The 16,810-nt window shown below is 68.2% G+C and carries 13 protein-coding genes; 5 read left to right on the top strand and 8 right to left on the bottom strand.

Annotation, left to right across the window (positions count from 1 at the left end):
• Window positions 1-78: 78 nt before the first annotated feature.
• Window positions 79-2,001, top strand: a complete 1,923-nt coding sequence (locus tag SX243_09815; GenBank protein ID MDY7093255.1) for an ATP-binding cassette domain-containing protein — start codon at window positions 79-81, stop codon at window positions 1,999-2,001.
• 29 nt (window positions 2,002-2,030) lie between these two features.
• On the opposite strand, the gene SX243_09810 is transcribed toward SX243_09815, so the two are convergent.
• Genes SX243_09810 through SX243_09800 form a run of 3 tightly spaced genes read right to left on the bottom strand, consistent with a single transcriptional unit; the run spans window position 2,031 to window position 4,884 of the window.
• Window positions 2,031-2,813: an ABC transporter permease gene (locus SX243_09810; protein MDY7093254.1), complete on the bottom strand. Its 783-nt coding sequence runs from the start codon at window positions 2,811-2,813 to the stop codon at window positions 2,031-2,033.
• On the bottom strand, window positions 2,810-3,772 hold the full coding sequence (locus tag SX243_09805) for an ABC transporter ATP-binding protein (protein MDY7093253.1): 963 nt from the start codon (window positions 3,770-3,772) through the stop codon (window positions 2,810-2,812). Before SX243_09805 ends, SX243_09810 begins: the two co-directional genes overlap by 4 nt.
• A complete protein-coding gene (locus SX243_09800; protein MDY7093252.1) occupies window positions 3,769-4,884 on the bottom strand; it encodes an alpha/beta fold hydrolase in 1,116 nt (371 codons plus the stop codon). Before SX243_09800 ends, SX243_09805 begins: the two co-directional genes overlap by 4 nt.
• A gap of 258 nt (window positions 4,885-5,142) precedes the next feature.
• Between SX243_09800 and gpmI the strand changes: the two genes are divergently transcribed.
• Window positions 5,143-6,867 (top strand): 2,3-bisphosphoglycerate-independent phosphoglycerate mutase, encoded by a 1,725-nt coding sequence (gpmI, locus tag SX243_09795; protein MDY7093251.1) that lies wholly within the window; start codon window positions 5,143-5,145, stop codon window positions 6,865-6,867.
• On the opposite strand, the gene SX243_09790 is transcribed toward gpmI, so the two are convergent.
• On the bottom strand, window positions 6,864-7,394 hold the full coding sequence (locus SX243_09790; protein ID MDY7093250.1) for a hypothetical protein: 531 nt from the start codon (window positions 7,392-7,394) through the stop codon (window positions 6,864-6,866). The genes gpmI and SX243_09790 overlap by 4 nt on opposite strands.
• A 437-nt stretch (window positions 7,395-7,831) precedes the next feature.
• On the opposite strand from SX243_09790, the gene SX243_09785 reads away from it, so the two are divergent.
• The gene (locus SX243_09785) at window positions 7,832-8,542 is read left to right on the top strand and encodes a hypothetical protein (GenBank protein MDY7093249.1); all 711 of its coding nucleotides are present in this window, start codon (window positions 7,832-7,834) and stop codon (window positions 8,540-8,542) included.
• A gap of 67 nt (window positions 8,543-8,609) precedes the next feature.
• Here SX243_09785 and SX243_09780 read toward each other — a convergent pair whose 3' ends face one another.
• From SX243_09780 to SX243_09765, 4 genes are all read right to left on the bottom strand, one after another.
• Window positions 8,610-10,178: a glycine betaine ABC transporter substrate-binding protein gene (locus tag SX243_09780; GenBank protein MDY7093248.1), complete on the bottom strand. Its 1,569-nt coding sequence runs from the start codon at window positions 10,176-10,178 to the stop codon at window positions 8,610-8,612.
• Between the two features lie 56 nt (window positions 10,179-10,234).
• Window positions 10,235-11,017: an ATP-binding cassette domain-containing protein gene (locus SX243_09775; protein MDY7093247.1), complete on the bottom strand. Its 783-nt coding sequence runs from the start codon at window positions 11,015-11,017 to the stop codon at window positions 10,235-10,237.
• Between the two features lie 25 nt (window positions 11,018-11,042).
• A complete protein-coding gene (locus SX243_09770; protein MDY7093246.1) occupies window positions 11,043-12,338 on the bottom strand; it encodes a phosphate ABC transporter substrate-binding/OmpA family protein in 1,296 nt (431 codons plus the stop codon).
• Window positions 12,339-12,428: 90 nt separating this feature from the next.
• Window positions 12,429-13,307 carry a DUF4388 domain-containing protein gene (locus SX243_09765; GenBank protein ID MDY7093245.1) on the bottom strand — a complete coding sequence of 293 codons (879 nt, stop codon included), beginning with the start codon at window positions 13,305-13,307 and terminating at the stop codon, window positions 12,429-12,431.
• 377 nt (window positions 13,308-13,684) lie between these two features.
• Between SX243_09765 and SX243_09760 the strand changes: the two genes are divergently transcribed.
• Together SX243_09760 and pcnB are read left to right on the top strand one after the other, a co-directional pair.
• The gene (locus SX243_09760; protein MDY7093244.1) at window positions 13,685-14,977 is read left to right on the top strand and encodes a bifunctional alpha/beta hydrolase/OsmC family protein; all 1,293 of its coding nucleotides are present in this window, start codon (window positions 13,685-13,687) and stop codon (window positions 14,975-14,977) included.
• A gap of 550 nt (window positions 14,978-15,527) precedes the next feature.
• On the top strand, window positions 15,528-16,810 hold a 1,283-nt coding region (gene pcnB, locus SX243_09755; protein MDY7093243.1), incomplete at its 3' end, for a polynucleotide adenylyltransferase PcnB.

The following is a 16,810-nucleotide window of genomic DNA, read 5'->3' as shown; positions in this document are numbered from 1 at the left end:
GCCGGATCTCTGATATGAATTCGGCATGCTGAGCTCGAAGATTCTCCAGTCCCCTGCTCGTCCCCCCAGGAGCCCGTCGTGGCGGTGATCGGCGTCAAAGAGGTGACCCTCGCCTTCGGCACCGAGGCGCCGCTGCTGGACGGCGTGGGTTTCCACGTCGAGGCCGGGGAGCGGGTGGCGTTGGTGGGGCGCAACGGGTCGGGGAAGTCGACCTTGCTCAAGGTGCTCTCCGGCGACCTGGTGCCCGATGCCGGCGAGGTGGTGACCTCGCCGGGGACCCGGGTGACGCGACTGGCTCAGGAGGTGCCCCAGGATCTCGAGGGGGAGGTTTTCGACGTGGTGGCCGGTGGGCTGGCGGAGCTGGGCAAGCTGTTGGCGGAGTATTACCACCTGAGCCACCACCTGGGCGGCGACGCCGACCTGGCCAAGTTGCAGCGGCTCCAGCAGCGCATCGAGGCGGAGGGCGCCTGGGCGTTGGAGCAGCGGGTGGAGACGGTGATCTCGCGGCTGGCCCTGCCGGCGGAGGCGCGCTTCGAGACCCTCTCCGGCGGCCTCAAACGGCGGGTGCTGCTGGGGCGGGCGCTGGTGGCGGAGCCGGATCTGCTGCTCCTCGACGAGCCCACCAACCACCTCGATCTGCCCGCCATCGCCTGGCTCGAAGAGCTCCTCCAAGGGTTCTCCGGCGCCCTCATCTTCATCACCCACGACCGCACCTTCCTGAAGAATCTGGCCACCCGCATCCTCGAGCTCGACCGCGGTGAGCTCACCGACTGGCCCGGTGACTACCAGCGCTATCTCGAAGCCAAAGCCCACCGCCTGGAGGTGGAGGCGGCCCACAACGCCCGCTTCGACAAGCGGCTGGCGGAGGAGGAGGCGTGGATCCGGCAGGGCATCAAGGCGCGGCGCACCCGCAACGAGGGCCGTGTGCGGGCCCTCCAGCAGATGCGCGAGGAGCGCCGCCGGCGGCAGGCGGTGACCGGCCAGGCGCGGCTGCGCATCGACGACGCCGAGCGCTCCGGCAAGATCGTCATCGAGGCCCAGGGGGTGAGCTTCGGCTACGAGGACAAGCCACTGGTGAAGGACTTCTCCACCACCATCCTGCGCGGCGACAAGGTGGGCATCCTCGGCCCCAACGGTTCCGGCAAGACGACCCTTCTGCGGCTGCTGCTCCAACAGCTGGAGCCCCAGGAAGGCAAGGTGCGTCACGGCTCGCGGCTGGAGCTGGCCTATTTCGACCAGCACCGCGAAGCCTTGGACGAGGAGCGCTCGGTGGCGGACAACGTGGCCAACGGCAACGACAAGGTCACCGTCGGCGGCAAGACCCGCCACGTCATCAGCTACCTCCAGGACTTCCTCTTCCCGCCGGCCCAGACCCGCAGCCCGGTCAATTCCCTCTCCGGCGGCGAGCGCAACCGCCTGCTCCTGGCCCGCCTCTTCACCCGTCCCTTCAACCTGCTGGTGATGGACGAGCCCACCAACGATCTGGACGTCGAGACCCTGGAGCTACTGGAGGCGCTGCTGGTGGAATTCGAGGGCACCCTGCTGCTGGTCAGCCACGACCGTGCCTTCCTCGACAACGTGGTGACCCAGACCCTGGTGATGGAGGGCGACGGCCGGGTCGGGGAGTACGCCGGCGGCTACGAGGATTGGTTGGTGCAGCGACCTTCGACGGCGCCGGAGGACCCCGGCGGGACGAAGAAGAGCGCCGCCAAACCCGCCACTGCCAAGGCCGCTGGGGAGAAGGCTCACGCCGGCGGCCGCCGCAAGCTCAGCAACCGCGAGCGCCACGATCTGGAGACCCTACCGGGCCGCATCGAGGAGCTGGAGGCCAAGCAATCCGATCTCCACGCCAGCCTTGCCGACCCCGACTTCTACCAGGGCGATCATGCCGAGGCTCTGGCCAAGGCCAACGCCCGCCTGGCGGAGCTGGAGGGGGAGATCGAAGCCGCCTACGAGCGCTGGGAAGAGGTGGAGGCGTTGGCGGAGGCGGCGGGACGCTGACGACGGGGCGGTGACGACGGGGCGCTAGCTCAATCCACGTCTCCCCGCACCCACGCCCAGCCGGCGGCGAGGGCGAAGAGAATGCCCGTCCCCAATCCCACCAGCGCCCAGCGCAGGCCGAGGGTGGTGGCCGGCCGGCCGAAAGAGACCAGAGAATCCGTGGCTTCGACGGCGTAGGCGGCGGGGTGGTAGAGGGCCAGGGCCGGGTCGGTGGCCCGCAAGATGAGCAGGAGGATGGTGGCGAGGAAGCCGGCGGTCACTGGCAGCACGAAGCTGCTCCGGGCGAGGCTGACGGCGGTGGCGAGGGTGCAGAAGAAGGTGGTGGCGAGCCAGCCCCACAGACAGGTCAGCAGCAGCGCTCCCCACGGTACGGGTTGATCGAAGCCCAGCTCCGGAGACGCCCAGCGCAGGGCGATCCCCGCCAGCGCAATCCCCAGGGCCAGGAGCAGGAAGCTCAGCCCCACCAGCGCCAGCACCACCAAGTGCTTGGCGGCGGCGATTTGCCAGCGCGGCACCGGCAGAGTGAAGAGCAAGCGCAGGCCCCGGGAACGATGCTCCACCGACGCCACCAGCGCCGCCAGCAGGAAGACCGCCAGGGGCAGGAAGAGGGAGGTCCAGGCCCCCAGGCAGGCCTCCGCCAGCCAGCTCCAAGGGTCGGCGTCGGCACCGGTGAGGAATCGGTGGCCCTCGATGCGGGCGAAGAGGAAGAAGGCCAAGACCACCGTGTAGGGCAAGATCAAGGTGAGCAGCAGCGCCGGGGTGCGACGTAGCTTGAGGGCTTCGGCGATGAGCAGTTGGAAGAATGCCCTCATACCGGATCTCCGCTGCCGGGAGCTGAAACTTCGCCGCCGGTGCCCTCGGTGAGCTCAAGAAAGCGAGCCTCCAGCCGCGGCCGGTGCTCGCTCAGGTGGTGGAGGGAGAAGCCGGCGCCGACGAGGGCGGCGCTGAGCCGGGCCGCCGTCTCCCGGCCCGAGCCCGCCACTCTCAGGGGTTCTTCTTGCGCTTCCTGCGCCGCCGTCTCGGACATCACGATCCAGCCCTCTCGCTCCAGCCATTGCCGGGCCTCTCCGGCTCGCGTCACGCCAACCTGAAGAAAGGCTTCACCGGCGGTGCGCAGCTGATCCGTCGGGCCCTGGTACGCCGCCCGACCCCGCCGCAGGACCACCAGATGGGAGGCGATCTCTTCCACCTCCGCTAGCAGATGGCTGGAGAGGAAGAGCGTTACGCCTTCCGCCGCCACCAGCTGGCCCAGGAGCTTGCGCATCTCCTGCATTCCCGCCGGGTCGAGGCCGTTGGTGGGCTCGTCGAGGATCAGCAGCTCGGGCTTGCGCAGCAGCGCCAGGGCCAGCCCCAGCCGCTGCTCCATGCCCAGGGAGTAGCCTCCCGCACGGCGGTGGGCGGCTTCGGTGAGGCCTACCAGCGCCAGGCACTCTCCGGTGCGGGCCGGGGGCATGGCCACCACCCGCCGCACCAGTTCCAGATTCTCGTGGCCGGTGAGGTGGGGGTAGAAAGTGGGGGTCTCGATCAACGCTCCCACCCGCTGCAGGACCTCTCGGCGCTGCCGCTGTGGGTCCCGCCCCAGGATCTCCACCGTCCCGGCGTCGGGACGCAGCAGGCCGAGGATCATCTTCAAGGTGGTGGTCTTGCCCGCGCCGTTGGGGCCGAGGAAGCCGGTGATCCTGCCCCGGGGGACGGTGAGGGAGAGATCCTCCACCGCCGTCACCGATCCGAAGGAACGGCAGAGGCCGCGAGTGACCAGGGCATCGCTCATGGCCGATCCTGCGGGTGAGAGTGGTCGAGGATCCATCGGGAGACCCGCTCGAGAACCTTCGGTGCGAGGGTGACTTCCAGCCGGGCGTACTCCGACGGGCGGCCGGTGGTGGAGGGTTGGAGCAGGTGATTGAGACCGGGGATCACCTCGACGGTGGCTCGCGGGTTGTCGGCGAGGGCCGTTCGCAGGTCCGGAGCGTGGACCGACGGCGGGACCTGGAGATCTTTCGAGCCATAGAGCGCCAGTACCGGCAGCCGGAGCTCCTCCAGAACCGGCCGCGGATCGTAGTAGAGGGCGTCTTCCATCTGCCGAGAAAGGAGGGCCTGCACCAAGATCCTCCGGCGCGCTCCGGCGGCCAGCTGGAGCCCGGTGCCGGCCTGCAGCTGCTCGAGATTCTCGACCACCTGCTCCAGGCTTTGGTGCTTCTCGGCTTCGGGGAGGTCGGCGGTGCGGAGCTCGAAAGCGGTGAGCAGGAGGAGCTCCATTACTTCCAGGTCCGAGGCCTCGGCGCCCTCGGCCTGGGCAACCCGCAGCTGCTGCTCGACCCACACCTCATGGCCCGGCAGGGCGGGGGGCGAGAGCAAGACCAAGAAGGCCAGCCGTGGATCCTCCCGGGCTGCCAGGCCGGCGACGAGGCTGCCCTGGCTGGCGCCGAGGAGCCCGACCCGCCCGGGATCGATCTTCGGTTGCTCTCGGAGTAGCTCTACCGCCGCGCCGGCCTCGGCGGCGAGGTCTTCAAAGCGCGCTTCCAGCAATTCACCGCCGGAGCCTCCGGTGCCGCGGTCGTCATAGCGCAGCACGGCGACGCCGGCGCGGGTCAGAGCGTCCGCCAGCACCAGATAGCGCTGGTGGCCGGCGAGGGTGCCGTCCCGATCCTGGGGGCCGGCACCGGAGAGCAGCACCACCCCCGGAAACGGGCCATCGCCTTGCGGTACCGTCACCGCGCCGGCGAGCTCGACGCCGCCGCTGGAGAAGGTCACTTCTCGTTGGGAGTAGGGGAAGGGTGGCTGGGGAGTCTGGGGGTGGCCGGCACTGCTTTGCTGCTCCTGCCAGAGTCCTCCGAGCCAGCCGCCGAGGCCCATCAGGAGCAGCGCGATCAGGCCGACCCCCACGGCCGTGGCTCGGCGACGGATGGGGGAGCGGCGGGATGGAGTGAATCGGTTGGCCATGGGGAGCGGACGCGCAGCTGCCGGGAGAGCAGAGTCGGAGAATCGGGTTCCAACCCAGCAGACGTTCGAAGCTGCGAGATCTTAACCGTTGGCTCGGATTGGCCCCGCCCCTCGGCGCCGCCTCGTGTTCTACTTGGTACTGGAAACTTCGAGCCTCGATGCTTCGAAGTAAGAGCTTCAAGTCCAGGAGGATTCGCCAGCATGTCTCAAGCATCGCCCGACTCATCTGCAGCCCGGGAACACCGCCCCAAGGCCCCCAACCATCCCAAACCGGTAGTGCTCATCGTGCGCGACGGTTGGGGCCGCAACCCACATCCCGAGCACAATGCCTTCAACGCCATTCTGCAGGCCGAGACCCCGCGCTGTGATGCGCTGTTGCGGGAGTACCCCTGGACCCTGATCAAGACCAGCGGGGAGGACGTGGGGCTGCCCGAGGGAACCATGGGCAACAGCGAGGTGGGGCATCAGAACCTCGGGGCCGGGCGCATCGTGGACCAGGAATCGGTGCGCATCACCAAGGCCATCCGCGACGGCAGCTTCTTCGACAACCACGTGCTGGTGCAGGCAGTGCAGAAGGCCCGGGACCGGGATGCTGCCGTGCATCTCTTCTGCATCGCTTCCGACGCTGGCGTCCATGGCCTCCTCGACCACCTCTACGGAACCCTCGAGCTCTGCCGGCGCCAAGGAGCGGAGGCGGTCTTCGTCCATCTCTTCACCGACGGCCGGGACACCGGTCCCTTCACCGGCGCTGAGTATGTGCGGCAGGTGGAGGAGCGATGCGCCGACCTGGGGGTGGGCCGGGTGGCCACGGTGTGCGGCCGCTATTGGGCCATGGATCGGGACAACCGCTGGGAGCGGGTGCAGCGCGCCTACGATTGTTTGACGGGACGCTCGACGGGTGAGGACGAGGTCGCGGTCCCCCGCTTCGACTCGGCGCCGGCGGCGGTGCAGGACTACTACGACCATCCCACCGGAGGCAGCCAGCAGGGGGATGAGTTCATCACCCCGCGGACCGTCGGCGCCGATTCGGCGGCGGTGGCGGCGTCGCGGGTGAGCGACGGCGACACGGTGATCTTCGTCAACTACCGCGGCGACCGGCCTCGGGAGCTCAGCCAGGCTTTCGTCTTCGAGGATTTCTATGGCCACGTAAAGGCTTCCCCGGACTCCGGCGAGCGGGGTTTCGACCGCGGTCCGCGCCTCGATCTCACCTACGTCACCATGACCGCTTATCAGGAGGAGCTCGGGCCCTTCGTGGAGGTGGCCTTCCCCAAGCCTCCGAAGCTCGAGGACATTGGCGGTGCCTATCTATCGCGGCTGGGGCTGCGGCAATTCCGCTGCGCCGAAACGGAGAAATTCCCCCACGTCACCTTCTTCTTCAACGACTATCGCGACGAGCCCTTCCCCGGCGAGTCCCGCTCCATGGCCCAGTCGCCGCGGGTGGCCACCTACGATCTGAAGCCCGAAATGAGCGCCCAGGAGGTCTGCGATGCGGTGCTGGAACGCATCGTGGCGGAGGATTGCGAGGACTTCATCCTGGTCAACTTCGCCAACACCGACATGGTGGGCCACACCGGCAAGCTGCCGGCGGCGATCCGGGCGGCGGAGGTGGTGGACGAGATGGTCGGGGCCATCGTCGACGCCACGGTGGAGCACGGCGGCAAGCTGATCGTGACGGCGGACCACGGCAATTCGGAGCAGATGTGGGATCCGGAGACCGAGGCACCCCACACCGCCCACACCACTTACGACGTCGAGCTCATCGTCGTCGACCCCCACCGCCGGGATCAGGCCACGGGCAGCCCGGAGAAGCCCTCGCCGGGGCTGCGGGAGGGCGGCCGGCTAGCGGATGTCTTCCCGACGATCTTGGAGCTGATGCAGCTGGAGCAGCCTTCCGCCATGGCCGGCTGCTCCCTGTTGAAGGGCTAGCCGCCGCTGCGGTGGCCGGTGGCGGCGCAGCCGGGACAGGTCCAATCCGGGGGTTGTTCGGTGCCGGCCAGGCCGGGCTCCGAGTCCGCGGGGGCATCCACCAGCAAGCTGGGAGTACCGCAGTCGGGGCATCGCGGCGGCGTCGCCCGGGGCCGTGCCTTGGGGGCTCGGGAGGACGTCTTGGGGGTCCGGGAAGGCCGTCGTTTCTCGCGGCGGCCGGGCTTGGATGCCGGTTCCGCTCGAGAGGGAGGCTCCGATTGGTGCAGGGCGAAGAGATTCGATTCCCTCGACGATCCCCGGAGCCATCGGTCCCAGGCGGCGACGGTGACTACCAGTCCGGCGAGCGCCCAGACCGCCGGCAGCGAGAGCAGCAGCTGCATCCCTCGGGTCACCGCCGATATCTGCGAGGTGGGAACGAGAGCCACCCAGCCCAGAGCGAGGGCGGCCCCTAGCGCTGCCAGCTTCCAGCCACCGGCGAGGGCCGACGGTATGGATGCCGAGGAGCTGTTCTTCAGAAACCGATGCACGCTTTGCCTCCGGCCAAAATGCCAAGCCTCTAGACTGAGACGCTGGGTCCTCGGAACCCGCTCCCGGGGGGCGCTCTCTTCGGCGAGGCCCTCGGGACGGCCTTCATGGGATCCCTAGGTGTCCTCCCGAAGCTCCTGGGCGGCGCCCTAAGGAGCGCGCCCCAACAAGAGCGGCCCAGCGGGACTACCCATTCTTCGAGGATGCTTTTCTCACTAGTTGCCGTTCGCGCATTCTTTGAAGACAGATAAATCGGTGATTCTGTTGTTGCGGCGAGAGCATTCGTCGGCTCGAGCGGTTTCTTCTGGTCCCCGAGGAGTCTCCCTTTCGGGGCTCAACTCTCGCGTTTCTCCGGTTGAGCAGCTGTCTCGCCTCGTGATTTCATTTTTTTGTTGCCTGATAGCAGAAAACTAAAAATCTCTTGTAGAATTGTGGCGCCATGTCACTTCAGGGCCAGCACCGTCGCGAGCTCTTCGACCTTGCGCTTCGCCAGGCCGGCTATTTCACCGCCCAGCAGGCGTTGGGGGTGGGGTACTCCTACCAGGGCCAGAAGTACCACGCCGATGTAGGCAATTGGCGGCGGGTAGGTCGGGGGCTCTTTCGCTTGCCGGAGATCCCGCAGGGGGAGCATGCCGAGCTGGTGCGGTGGTCGCTGTGGGCGCGGGGGGAGGGAGCGGTTTCGCACCGGACGGCGGCACGGCTTTGGGGCCTGCTGCCGGAGCTAGAAGACGCAGCGGTAGACCTCACGGTTCCGCCGGGCTATCGCCGCCGCGCTCGAGGTGCTCGCCTGTACCGAGCCGAGGTGAGTGTCGCGGATCTGGACCAGCGGCCCGGATTCCGCGTGACCCGGCCCCTGCGCACGGTCCTCGATCTGGCGCCGGAGCTCTCCGCCGGGGAGCTGCCGGCGGTGCTCGAGAGGGCGCTGGATCGCGACTCCTTCGATCTTCCGACCCTACGCCGAGCTGCCGACGGCCGGGGAGCCGAGACGGCGCTGGCGGTGGAGCGGGCGGTGGCGGCGCTGCGGGGGGATCCGTTTCCGGGGGCGGTTTCATCCCTTCCTCGAGAGGCCACCGAGAACCAGGCTATCGAGAGTGAGGTGCCGGAGGATTCCGGAGCTGAGGAATTGGGGGAAGATTGGCGGCAGTGGTAGAGGGGGAGCTCATGGATCTGGTCTTGGCTCGAGACTCAGCCGATGAACGCTGAGGGTTGGAGGGGACCTAGCCTCCGGGGCGCAGCCAGCGCTCGATGCCTGCCAGGAGGGAATCCACCAACAGGGCGAGGAGGGCTGCTGGGAGGGCTCCGGAGAGGATCTGCCAGGTATCCACGAGCTGTAGACCGCTGACGATGGGCTCGCCGAGGCCGCCGGCGCCGATGAAGGCGGCGAGGGTGGCGGTGCCGACGGTGATCACTGCGGCGGTGCGCACGCCGGCGAGGATCACCGGGGCGGCCAGGGGCAGGCGGATGTGGCGCAGCACCTGGCCGTCGGTCATACCCAGGGCGGTGGCGCTTTGCACGGCCTGGGGATCGGCGTCGCGAACGCCGGTGTAGGTGTTGCGCAGGATGGGGAAGAGGGAGTAGATCCACAGCGCCACTACCGCCGGCAAGGCGCCGACTCCAAAGAGGGGAATCATGAACGCCAGCAGCGCGATGGAGGGCACCGTCTGGGTGATGCCGACGGCGCGGATGGTGGGTTCGGCGATGCGCCGTCGGCGTTCCAGCCAAAGCCCCAGGGGCACGGCGATGAGCACTCCCAAGGCGACGCCGGCGGCGGCCAGCCCCAGGTGCTCGAGGGTTCGCTGAAGAAGGGAAGCGCGCTGGTTCCACAGATAGCCCCAGAAGCTTCCTGCCCGGCGGCTCTCCTCGATTTCTTCCCCCTCGCCGCCGGCCACCAGTCCCAGCGTCACCAGCGCGTCCCGAGCTACCTGCGCCTCGCTGGCGCCTTCTTCCTGCAGCCGCAGATTGAGGCCCCGCATGGTCTCCTCGCTCAACGCATCCGCCAGCAGTGCCAGGGTCGCCACCGCCTCCGGATGCTCGCGCACCGCCTCTCCGCGCATCAGCGGTGCCGCTTGGTACGGCGGGAAGAAGCCGCGGTCGTCCTCCAACACCACCAGATCGTGGACCAGCAACCGGCCGTCGGTGGTGTAGACGTCGAGGACATCCAGATCACCGCTGCCGGCGGCCTGGTACTTGAGCGCCTGCTGCAGATTCTGCACATTTCGGAAGCGCAGGCCGTAGGTCTGCTCCAGCCCCGGCAGGCCGTCGGGCCGGTTGGCGAATTCATAGCCGAAGCCGGCCCGCAGCTCCGGCGCCAGGGGCACCAGGTCGCTGAGGGTGCGCAATCCTTCGGTCTCCGCCAGGACCTTGGGTACGGCGATCTCGTAGGCGTTCTCAAAGCCCAGGGGTGGCAGCCACCACAGATCCCAGCGCTGGAGGAAGCGCTGCCGCACCCGATTGAGGGTTGCGGTGGCGTCGCCGGCGGGGTCGGCGTCCAAGATCGACACCAGGCCGGTGCCGGTGTACTCCGGATAGAGGTCGATGGCGCCGGTGCGTAGCGCTTCGAAGCACACCTGGGTGCCGGCGAGGCCCAGCCGCCGCTCCACGGCCAGCTCGGTGCGCTCCTCGATGAGCTGGGCGAAGAGCTCCCCCAGCAGCCGGCTTTCGGCGAAGTTCTTCGAGCCCACCACCAGGTCGGGCTCCTGGGCGTGGATCTCAGTGATGGAAGGGCTGGCTAGCCAGAGAGCCAAGGCGCCGAGCAAGAAGATGCTTCTGGGACGGAGCACGGGCATTCCCAGGCCTCTCCCTCGCGGCCTGCGGCTCTTCCCCTTGGGAGTTTCGCGGCGACTCACGAGCCTTCACCCCGTGGGCGCCGCTCTTCTCCCTGAGGCCTTCGCAGGGCCAGGAGGCGCTGGACGTAGGGATCCGCTGGCGCCGCCGCCAGCTCCCGAGGCGTCGCCACCTGCAGCAGCCGGCCGCCCTGCATCACCCCCACCCGATCCGCCAGCAGGAAGGCTTCTTCCAGGTCGTGGGTGACCAGGAGGAGAGTCTTGTGGATCTGCTCCTCGAGCTCCAGAAACTGGCTTTGGAGCTCGGCCCGGGTGAGGGCGTCGAGAGCGCCGAAGGGCTCGTCCAGGAGGATCACCTCCGGCTCCGCCGCCAGCGCCCGGGCCAGGGCCACCCGCTGGCGCTGGCCACCGGAGAGCTCGCTGGGGTAGCGGTTTCCGTGGGTCGACGGATCGAGACCCACCAGCTCGAGCATCTCGTCTCCCCGCCGCTGCCGGCGCCGGGGCTCCCAGCCGCTCAGCCAGGGGACCAGCTGGACGTTGCGGTGGACGCTCCAATGGGGGATTAGCCCCCCTTCCTGCTGCACATACCCCAGGCGCCGCCGCAGGGCGATGGCATCCACCGCCGCCACGTTTTCGCCGTCCACCCGCACGGTTCCGGCGGTGGGCTCGGTCATGCGGTTGAACAGCCGCAGCAGTGTGGTCTTGCCGCTGCCGCTCTCCCCGATAAGCGCCACCGTCTCCCCCCGCCGTACCTCCAGATCCACCCCATCCAGCGCCACCACGCCGCCGGGATAGCGCTTCGTGACGCCGGAAGCCTGGAGGATCGGGGTTTCGGGGGGCATGGGCGGGAGTTTACCCCGCCGAGATCTAGCCAGCCGGCAGCAGCCGCACATCCACCCGGCGGTTGAGGCGGCGGCCTTCGGCGGTGTCGTTGGTGGCCACCGGTTGGGTGGCGCCGCGGCCTTCGACGCGCAAAGTCTTGGGCGAGACGCCTTGCCGACGCAGATAGTTGGCGACGGCCAGGGCGCGGGCGTTGGAGACTCGTCGGTTGGCCAGGGCGCTGCCGTCGGCGTCGCCGTGGCCGACGATTTCAGCTCGCAGGCCGCCCTCGCGGAGGCGCTGAGCGATGCGGTCCAGGGTGGCCCGGGCATCGGTGTCGAGGGTCGTGCCGCCAAAGGGGAAGAGGATGCGGTGGAGCTGGATGCGGCTGGCCTCCGCCGCGCTGGCATCTTTGGCCTGAGGCTCGACGGAGCGGGAGACGGTGGAGGGGACGTCCGCGGGGATGAAGTCGTGCTCCGCCACCAGGCGCTGGCCGTCACCGGCGAGAAGGAAGGCTAGGAGGCGCCGTAGCTCGCCGGTCGGTTCGCCGCGGGTGTAGAGCAGGAGCGGCCGGTACACGGGATAGGTGCCGGCGCGCACGGTTTCCAATGTCGGCAGGAAGCCGCGGCCGTTGCGCCCCACCACCGGCACCGCCCGCACCTCCGGCCGCACCCACCCCATGCCCAGATAGGAGATGGCTCCGGGCTCGCCGGCCACCAGCTTCACGATGTCCTCGCTGTGTTCGACGAATCGGGTCTGGGGGCCGAATTCCTCTGGCCCTTTCTTGTTGCCGCGGCGCACGACCTTCTCTTTGAAGAATCCGTGGGTGCCGGAGTAGCTGGGGCGACTGATCAGCACCACCGGCAGATCCGGCCCGCCGAGCTCACTCCAGCTAGTGATCTGGCCCGTGAAGAGCCGCGAGAGCTGTCCAATGGAGAGCTTGGCCACGGGGTTGTCGGGGTGGACCAGCACGGCGATGCCGTCATAGCCGAGGATGTACTCCTTGAGCTCGAGGCCCAGGCGACGGGCCTCCGCCAGCTCCGACTCTTTGACGCTACGGGAAGAGGCGCCGAGGTCGGCGGAGCCATCGAAGAGGCCGACGAAGGCGGTGCCCGAGCCCAGGGATCCCCAATGGATCTCGGCCCCGGGGTGAGTTCCCTCGTAGGCGCGGGCCAGGGCTGGCCCCAAGGCACCGCCGATGGTGTCCGAGCCCTTGACCTGCAGCACAGTAGCCCCTTCCGGATCGGTGCTCTGGCCGTATGCTGCCGCTGCCGGCAGGAAGATCGGTAGAAAAACCCAGAGCAGAATTTGGGCGAGGCGTGGGCGAGGCGTCGAGATCTTCATCGGGTCTCCACAATGGTTGGAGGTGAGGGATTCTGCGGGCTTCGGTGAGCGGGAGCTCGAGGAGAGGCGGCTGAGCTCGGATGGGGCCTGTCAAATAAAGTCCACCGGCCAGTTGATCCACACCGGCACCGCCGCTCCCCGGTGCAGGCCGGGGGAGAAGCGGTAGCTCCGCACGGTTTCCAGCGCGATGCGCTCGAAGGCCTCCAACTCCTCTCTTGGTCGGTAGACCTGGGCTTGCTGGACCCTCCCGTCGACTCCGATGAGCAGCCGCAGGACGATGGTGGGCTTGAGGCCGGAGGTGTCCTCGGGGCTTGCCGGTGGAGCCCCGGCCTCGAGCACCGGTAGGCGATCCGAGGGCCCGGCGAGGTCGGTGGCTTCCTTGGGCTCGAGCTGGAGGATCTCGGGTTTGGCGGTGGCCGGGGCCACCGCCGGCGTCGAGCTGTCCTGGAGCAGGGTGGAGGCGAGCACCGCCACCGCCGCCAGCGGCAGCACCAGGAGGGCCACCATCCAGGGCCGCCAGGTGCGGGAGCCGCCGTCATCGGCGGGCAGCACCTGGGCGGGGAAGGATGGCAGGGTCGGCGGATCATCGTCGCCGGAGAGCTCGACCGGGCGGTGCTCGGCCCCCTCCCGGGCTGCCTGGGAGGGTTTCGGGGTGACCAGGATGCCTTCGTCCTGGCGCCGCGCTGCCTCCATGACCAATTCCTGGGCCGAAGCGCTCATGGTCCGGCGCACGATTTCCACTCCGCTCTTGGCCTGGAAGTAGGTGCCTTCTTCGGTGAGCAGGGCGAAGACGGCGTCGGTCGCCTGGAGGTCGCCGTATTGAGCGTGGACCACCCGCCCGTGGTCGAGCAGGATCAGCCCTGCCCCGGCACGGCCGTCGACGATGATTCGGCAGCTGCCGCCGGCCATGGCTTTGACTTGTAGCAGGTCGGCGAGGGAGAGCTCTTGAGTGGTGCCGGCAATGGCCATGGTTGCAGCGGTCTCCGCAGGTTGAATGTCGTTTGGGACGAGGGCTGAGAGCTGAGAGCTGACTGTGGGCGGCTTCTGGGAAGCGGCTCGGGAAGAACCCTATGGAGTGGCTGTGAGGGCTGGGTGAACAAGCCAGTCCATTGCCGTGACAGTGTTCTCAATCATGGGTTCTCAATCATGGGTTCTCAATCATGGGTTCTCAATCATGGGTTCTCGATCGTGGGTCCTCTAGTGTGGGCTCCCTCGGGTGTGCGAGTTTGCCGGCTGCCCCGCTGCGCGGCGGGGGGCAGTCGTACCTTGCGCTATCCTCCCGGTGAGGGGCCTCTGCAGCGGGCAGGGCGCCGATTCCTCAAACCTTTTCCTCCAGGAGCCAATTCGTGGCGAGCAGCGAGAAAGTCCGATTTCCGGGAGCCTTCGACAATCAACTGGCGGGGCGGCTGGAGTTGCCCGATGGCGAGCCCTGCGCCTGGGCTCTCTTCGCCCACTGCTTCACCTGCTCGAAGGATCTCAAGGCGGTGGGCTGGATCAGCCGGGCGCTGGTGCGCCGGGGCATCGCGGTGCTGCGCTTCGACTTCACCGGCCTGGGGGAAAGCGAGGGAGACTTCGCCGATTCCACCTTCAGCTCCAACCTCCAGGACCTGGCCATGGCGGCGGAGTATCTGCGCCGCGAGCACGCAGCTCCGACCTTGCTCATCGGTCACAGCCTGGGCGGCGCCGCCATGCTCGGGGTCGCCCACGAGGTGCCGGAGGCGGTGGCGGTGGTGACCATCGGGGCTCCCAGCGACACCGCCCATCTGCGCGAGGGAGTACTCGGGGCGGTGCCGGATCTTGCGCCGGAGGAGACCGCCGAGGTGAGCCTGGCGGGGCGCCCCTTCACCATCAAGGGGCAGCTGCTGCAGGATCTGGAGGAGAACCACCTCCACGGCCGCATCGCCGCTCTGGGACAAGCGCTGCTGATCCTCCACTCGCCGGTGGACGAGGTGGTGGGCATCGACCAGGCCCGCCGCATCTACCAGGCGGCCAAGCATCCCAAGAGCTTCGTGTCCCTGGACGATGCGGATCACCTGCTCACCCGAGAGCGGGACGCCCGCTACGCCGCCGGCGTCATCGCCGCCTGGGCGGAACGGTACTTGCCCGAATCCGACGCGGAGGCCGCTGCCAACAGGGCGGCTGGGGACGAGGCTTCCGGAGATCGCCTGGCGCAGCAGCGGGCCGACGAAGCCCAGCGCCAGCTCGGCAAGGGGGACGTGGTGGTGGTGGGCGGCGCCGAGGGCTTCGCCAACCAGGTGCGCACCCAGCACCACTCCTGGGTGGCCGACGAGCCCACCTCGGTGCCCGGTGGTACCGATACCGGTCCCAACCCCTACCAGCTGCTGCTCTCGGGGCTCGGGACCTGCATCTCCATGACCTTGCGCATGTACGCTGAACGCAAGGGTTGGCCGCTGGAAGGGACGCGGGTGCAGCTGCACCACTCCCGCATGCATGCGAAAGACTGCGAGGACTGCCTCAACGACAGCGGGTTCATCGACCGCATCGATGTCGACTTGACCGTCTACGGCCCTCTGGACAGTGCTCAGCGGGAGCGCCTCGAGGAGATCGCCGGCCGCTGCCCGGTGCATCGGACCCTGGGCTCCGAGACCCGCATCTACAAGCGCATGGTGGAGGAGTAGGACGGCTTCTTGTCGGTGCCCGCGCCCGGTGTCTGCGTTGGGTGTCTGGGCCCAGCGTGCCGGGAGGGCGAGGAGCACCGTCCTCTAAGAAGGTCATGGCCTGTCTACATATTGGGACATCGGGATAGGTCCTGGGCCTTGGCTCTCAAGGGGTTGCTGAATCGTTTGCGAAAGACCGAAGCCCGTCTCGGGGTCTGCGCGGATCGCGGCTCGCCTCGTCTGTCCTGTTTGGGGGTCATGCTGTGTCCGCATAATTGGACGACTTCGGCAGGAAACGCTCATTCCGGCGTTTCTGCGCCCTTTTTGGGCGTGGTCAGAAGGTCTGGCATCGATCCTGCTTTATTTGTCTGGCGTAAGAGAGAAGAGGAACGAGCCAGTCGAGAGACTCCTTCTCCTCATTTCCTTCTCGAACCCTTCCCCGCCGGGACTGGGCTGCCGCTAGCCGCTACGTTCCGGCCCTTCCTCCTCGCGACCGGTGTGAAAACCGGTCGCGCCTACCTGTGTGCAGGCAGAATCTCGATTCGCCGCCAGGTGCCCATATAATAGCCGCGTGACTGAACAAGACTTGGCGGACGAGCAATCACCAAGGGTCCTGGCTCGCTCCAGCCATCCCATCTCCCGTGACGACATGCCCAGCAATGTCGTCAAAGTTCTCTACCGGCTCAACAAGGCGGGCTTCAAGGCGTACCTGGTGGGGGGGAGCGTCCGAGATCTGATGCTCGGCCGCGAGCCCAAAGACTTCGATATCGGTACCGACGCCAAGCCGGCGGAGATCCGCCGCCTGTTCCGCAATTCGCGGATCATCGGCCGGCGGTTTCGGCTTGCCCACATCTACTTTCAAGACGGCATCATCGAAGCCGCCACCTTCCGCCGGACCCCCGAGGAGGACGAGCAGGAGAGCGCGCCCGACGAGTTGCTGATCACCAGCGACAACACCTTCGGCACGCCTCGGCAGGACGCTTTCCGCCGCGACTTCACCATCAACGCGCTGTTCTACAACATCGACGACTTCTCGGTCCTCGACTACGTCGGGGGCATCCGGGACCTGGAGGATCGCATCGTCCGCTGCATCGGGGATCCGGGCATCCGCTTCCAGGAGGATCCGGTGCGCATGATGCGGGCCTGCGAGTTCGCCGCGCGGCTGGGATTCACCATCGAGCCGCGGACCCGGGACGGCGTCGTGGAGTGGGCCGACGAGTTGAGCAAGGCGGCGCCGGCGCGGATCACCGAGGAGCTGATTCAGCTGCTGCGCTGCGGCCATGCCGGTTCGGCGATTCAGTGGATGCTCGACCTGGGGCTGGTGGACGTCCTGCTCCCGGAGGTTCTCGACATGGTGTCCGCCGAGGCCCAGGGCCTGGGCGACCTGGGAGCGTTGCTGCCGGTCATCGACACGCGCATGGCAGAGGGCGAAGAGATCTCCGACAGCGCCCTGGTGGCGGCGGTGCTGCTGCCCACAGTACTGCTCGCCCGGGGGCGCAAAGAGGCGAAGCTGCGCCGGCCCTTGAGCCGCAAGGAAGTGGTGACGGTGGTCCAGCGGGCCACCCGGGACTTCCTCCAGCGCTTTTCTCTGGCCAAGGCCAAGGCTCAGGGCATGCTCGAGGCGTTGATCGGATTCCAACGTCTTTGCGAGCCGGGGTGGACGCCGGCCCGGCGTCGGCGGTACGCTGGAGACACCTCCTTTCCCGACGCCCTGAGCCTCTTCGGGCTGATGGTGGAAGCCACCGGCCAAGGGCGCGAGGAGCTCGAGGAATGGCAGGAAGCCGGACGATTGGCGGCAGCGGAACGGGCGAAATCGAAGCCCCCACGGCGTCGGGGGCGGGGCGGAGGGGGGGG

The sequence above is a fragment of the Acidobacteriota bacterium genome, assembly GCA_034211275.1.
In the GTDB taxonomy this organism is placed as follows: domain Bacteria; phylum Acidobacteriota; class Thermoanaerobaculia; order Multivoradales; family JAHZIX01; genus JAGQSE01.
Note: the sequence above shows the minus strand (reverse complement) of the source record. Positions and strands in the feature narration are given on the sequence as shown.

Bases quoted from the DNA above. Each gene is read 5' to 3' on its own strand.
- SX243_09810 (MDY7093254.1), bottom strand. From the start codon at position 2,813: ATGAGGGCATTCTTCCAACTGCTCATCGCCGAAGCCCTCAAGCTACGT.
- SX243_09805 (MDY7093253.1), bottom strand. From the start codon at position 3,772: ATGAGCGATGCCCTGGTCACTCGCGGCCTCTGCCGTTCCTTCGGATCG.
- gpmI (MDY7093251.1), top strand. From the start codon at position 5,143: ATGTCTCAAGCATCGCCCGACTCATCTGCAGCCCGGGAACACCGCCCC.
- SX243_09785 (MDY7093249.1), top strand. From the start codon at position 7,832: ATGTCACTTCAGGGCCAGCACCGTCGCGAGCTCTTCGACCTTGCGCTT.
- SX243_09780 (MDY7093248.1), bottom strand. From the start codon at position 10,178: ATGCCCGTGCTCCGTCCCAGAAGCATCTTCTTGCTCGGCGCCTTGGCT.
- SX243_09775 (MDY7093247.1), bottom strand. From the start codon at position 11,017: ATGCCCCCCGAAACCCCGATCCTCCAGGCTTCCGGCGTCACGAAGCGC.
- SX243_09770 (MDY7093246.1), bottom strand. From the start codon at position 12,338: ATGAAGATCTCGACGCCTCGCCCACGCCTCGCCCAAATTCTGCTCTGG.
- SX243_09765 (MDY7093245.1), bottom strand. From the start codon at position 13,307: ATGGCCATTGCCGGCACCACTCAAGAGCTCTCCCTCGCCGACCTGCTA.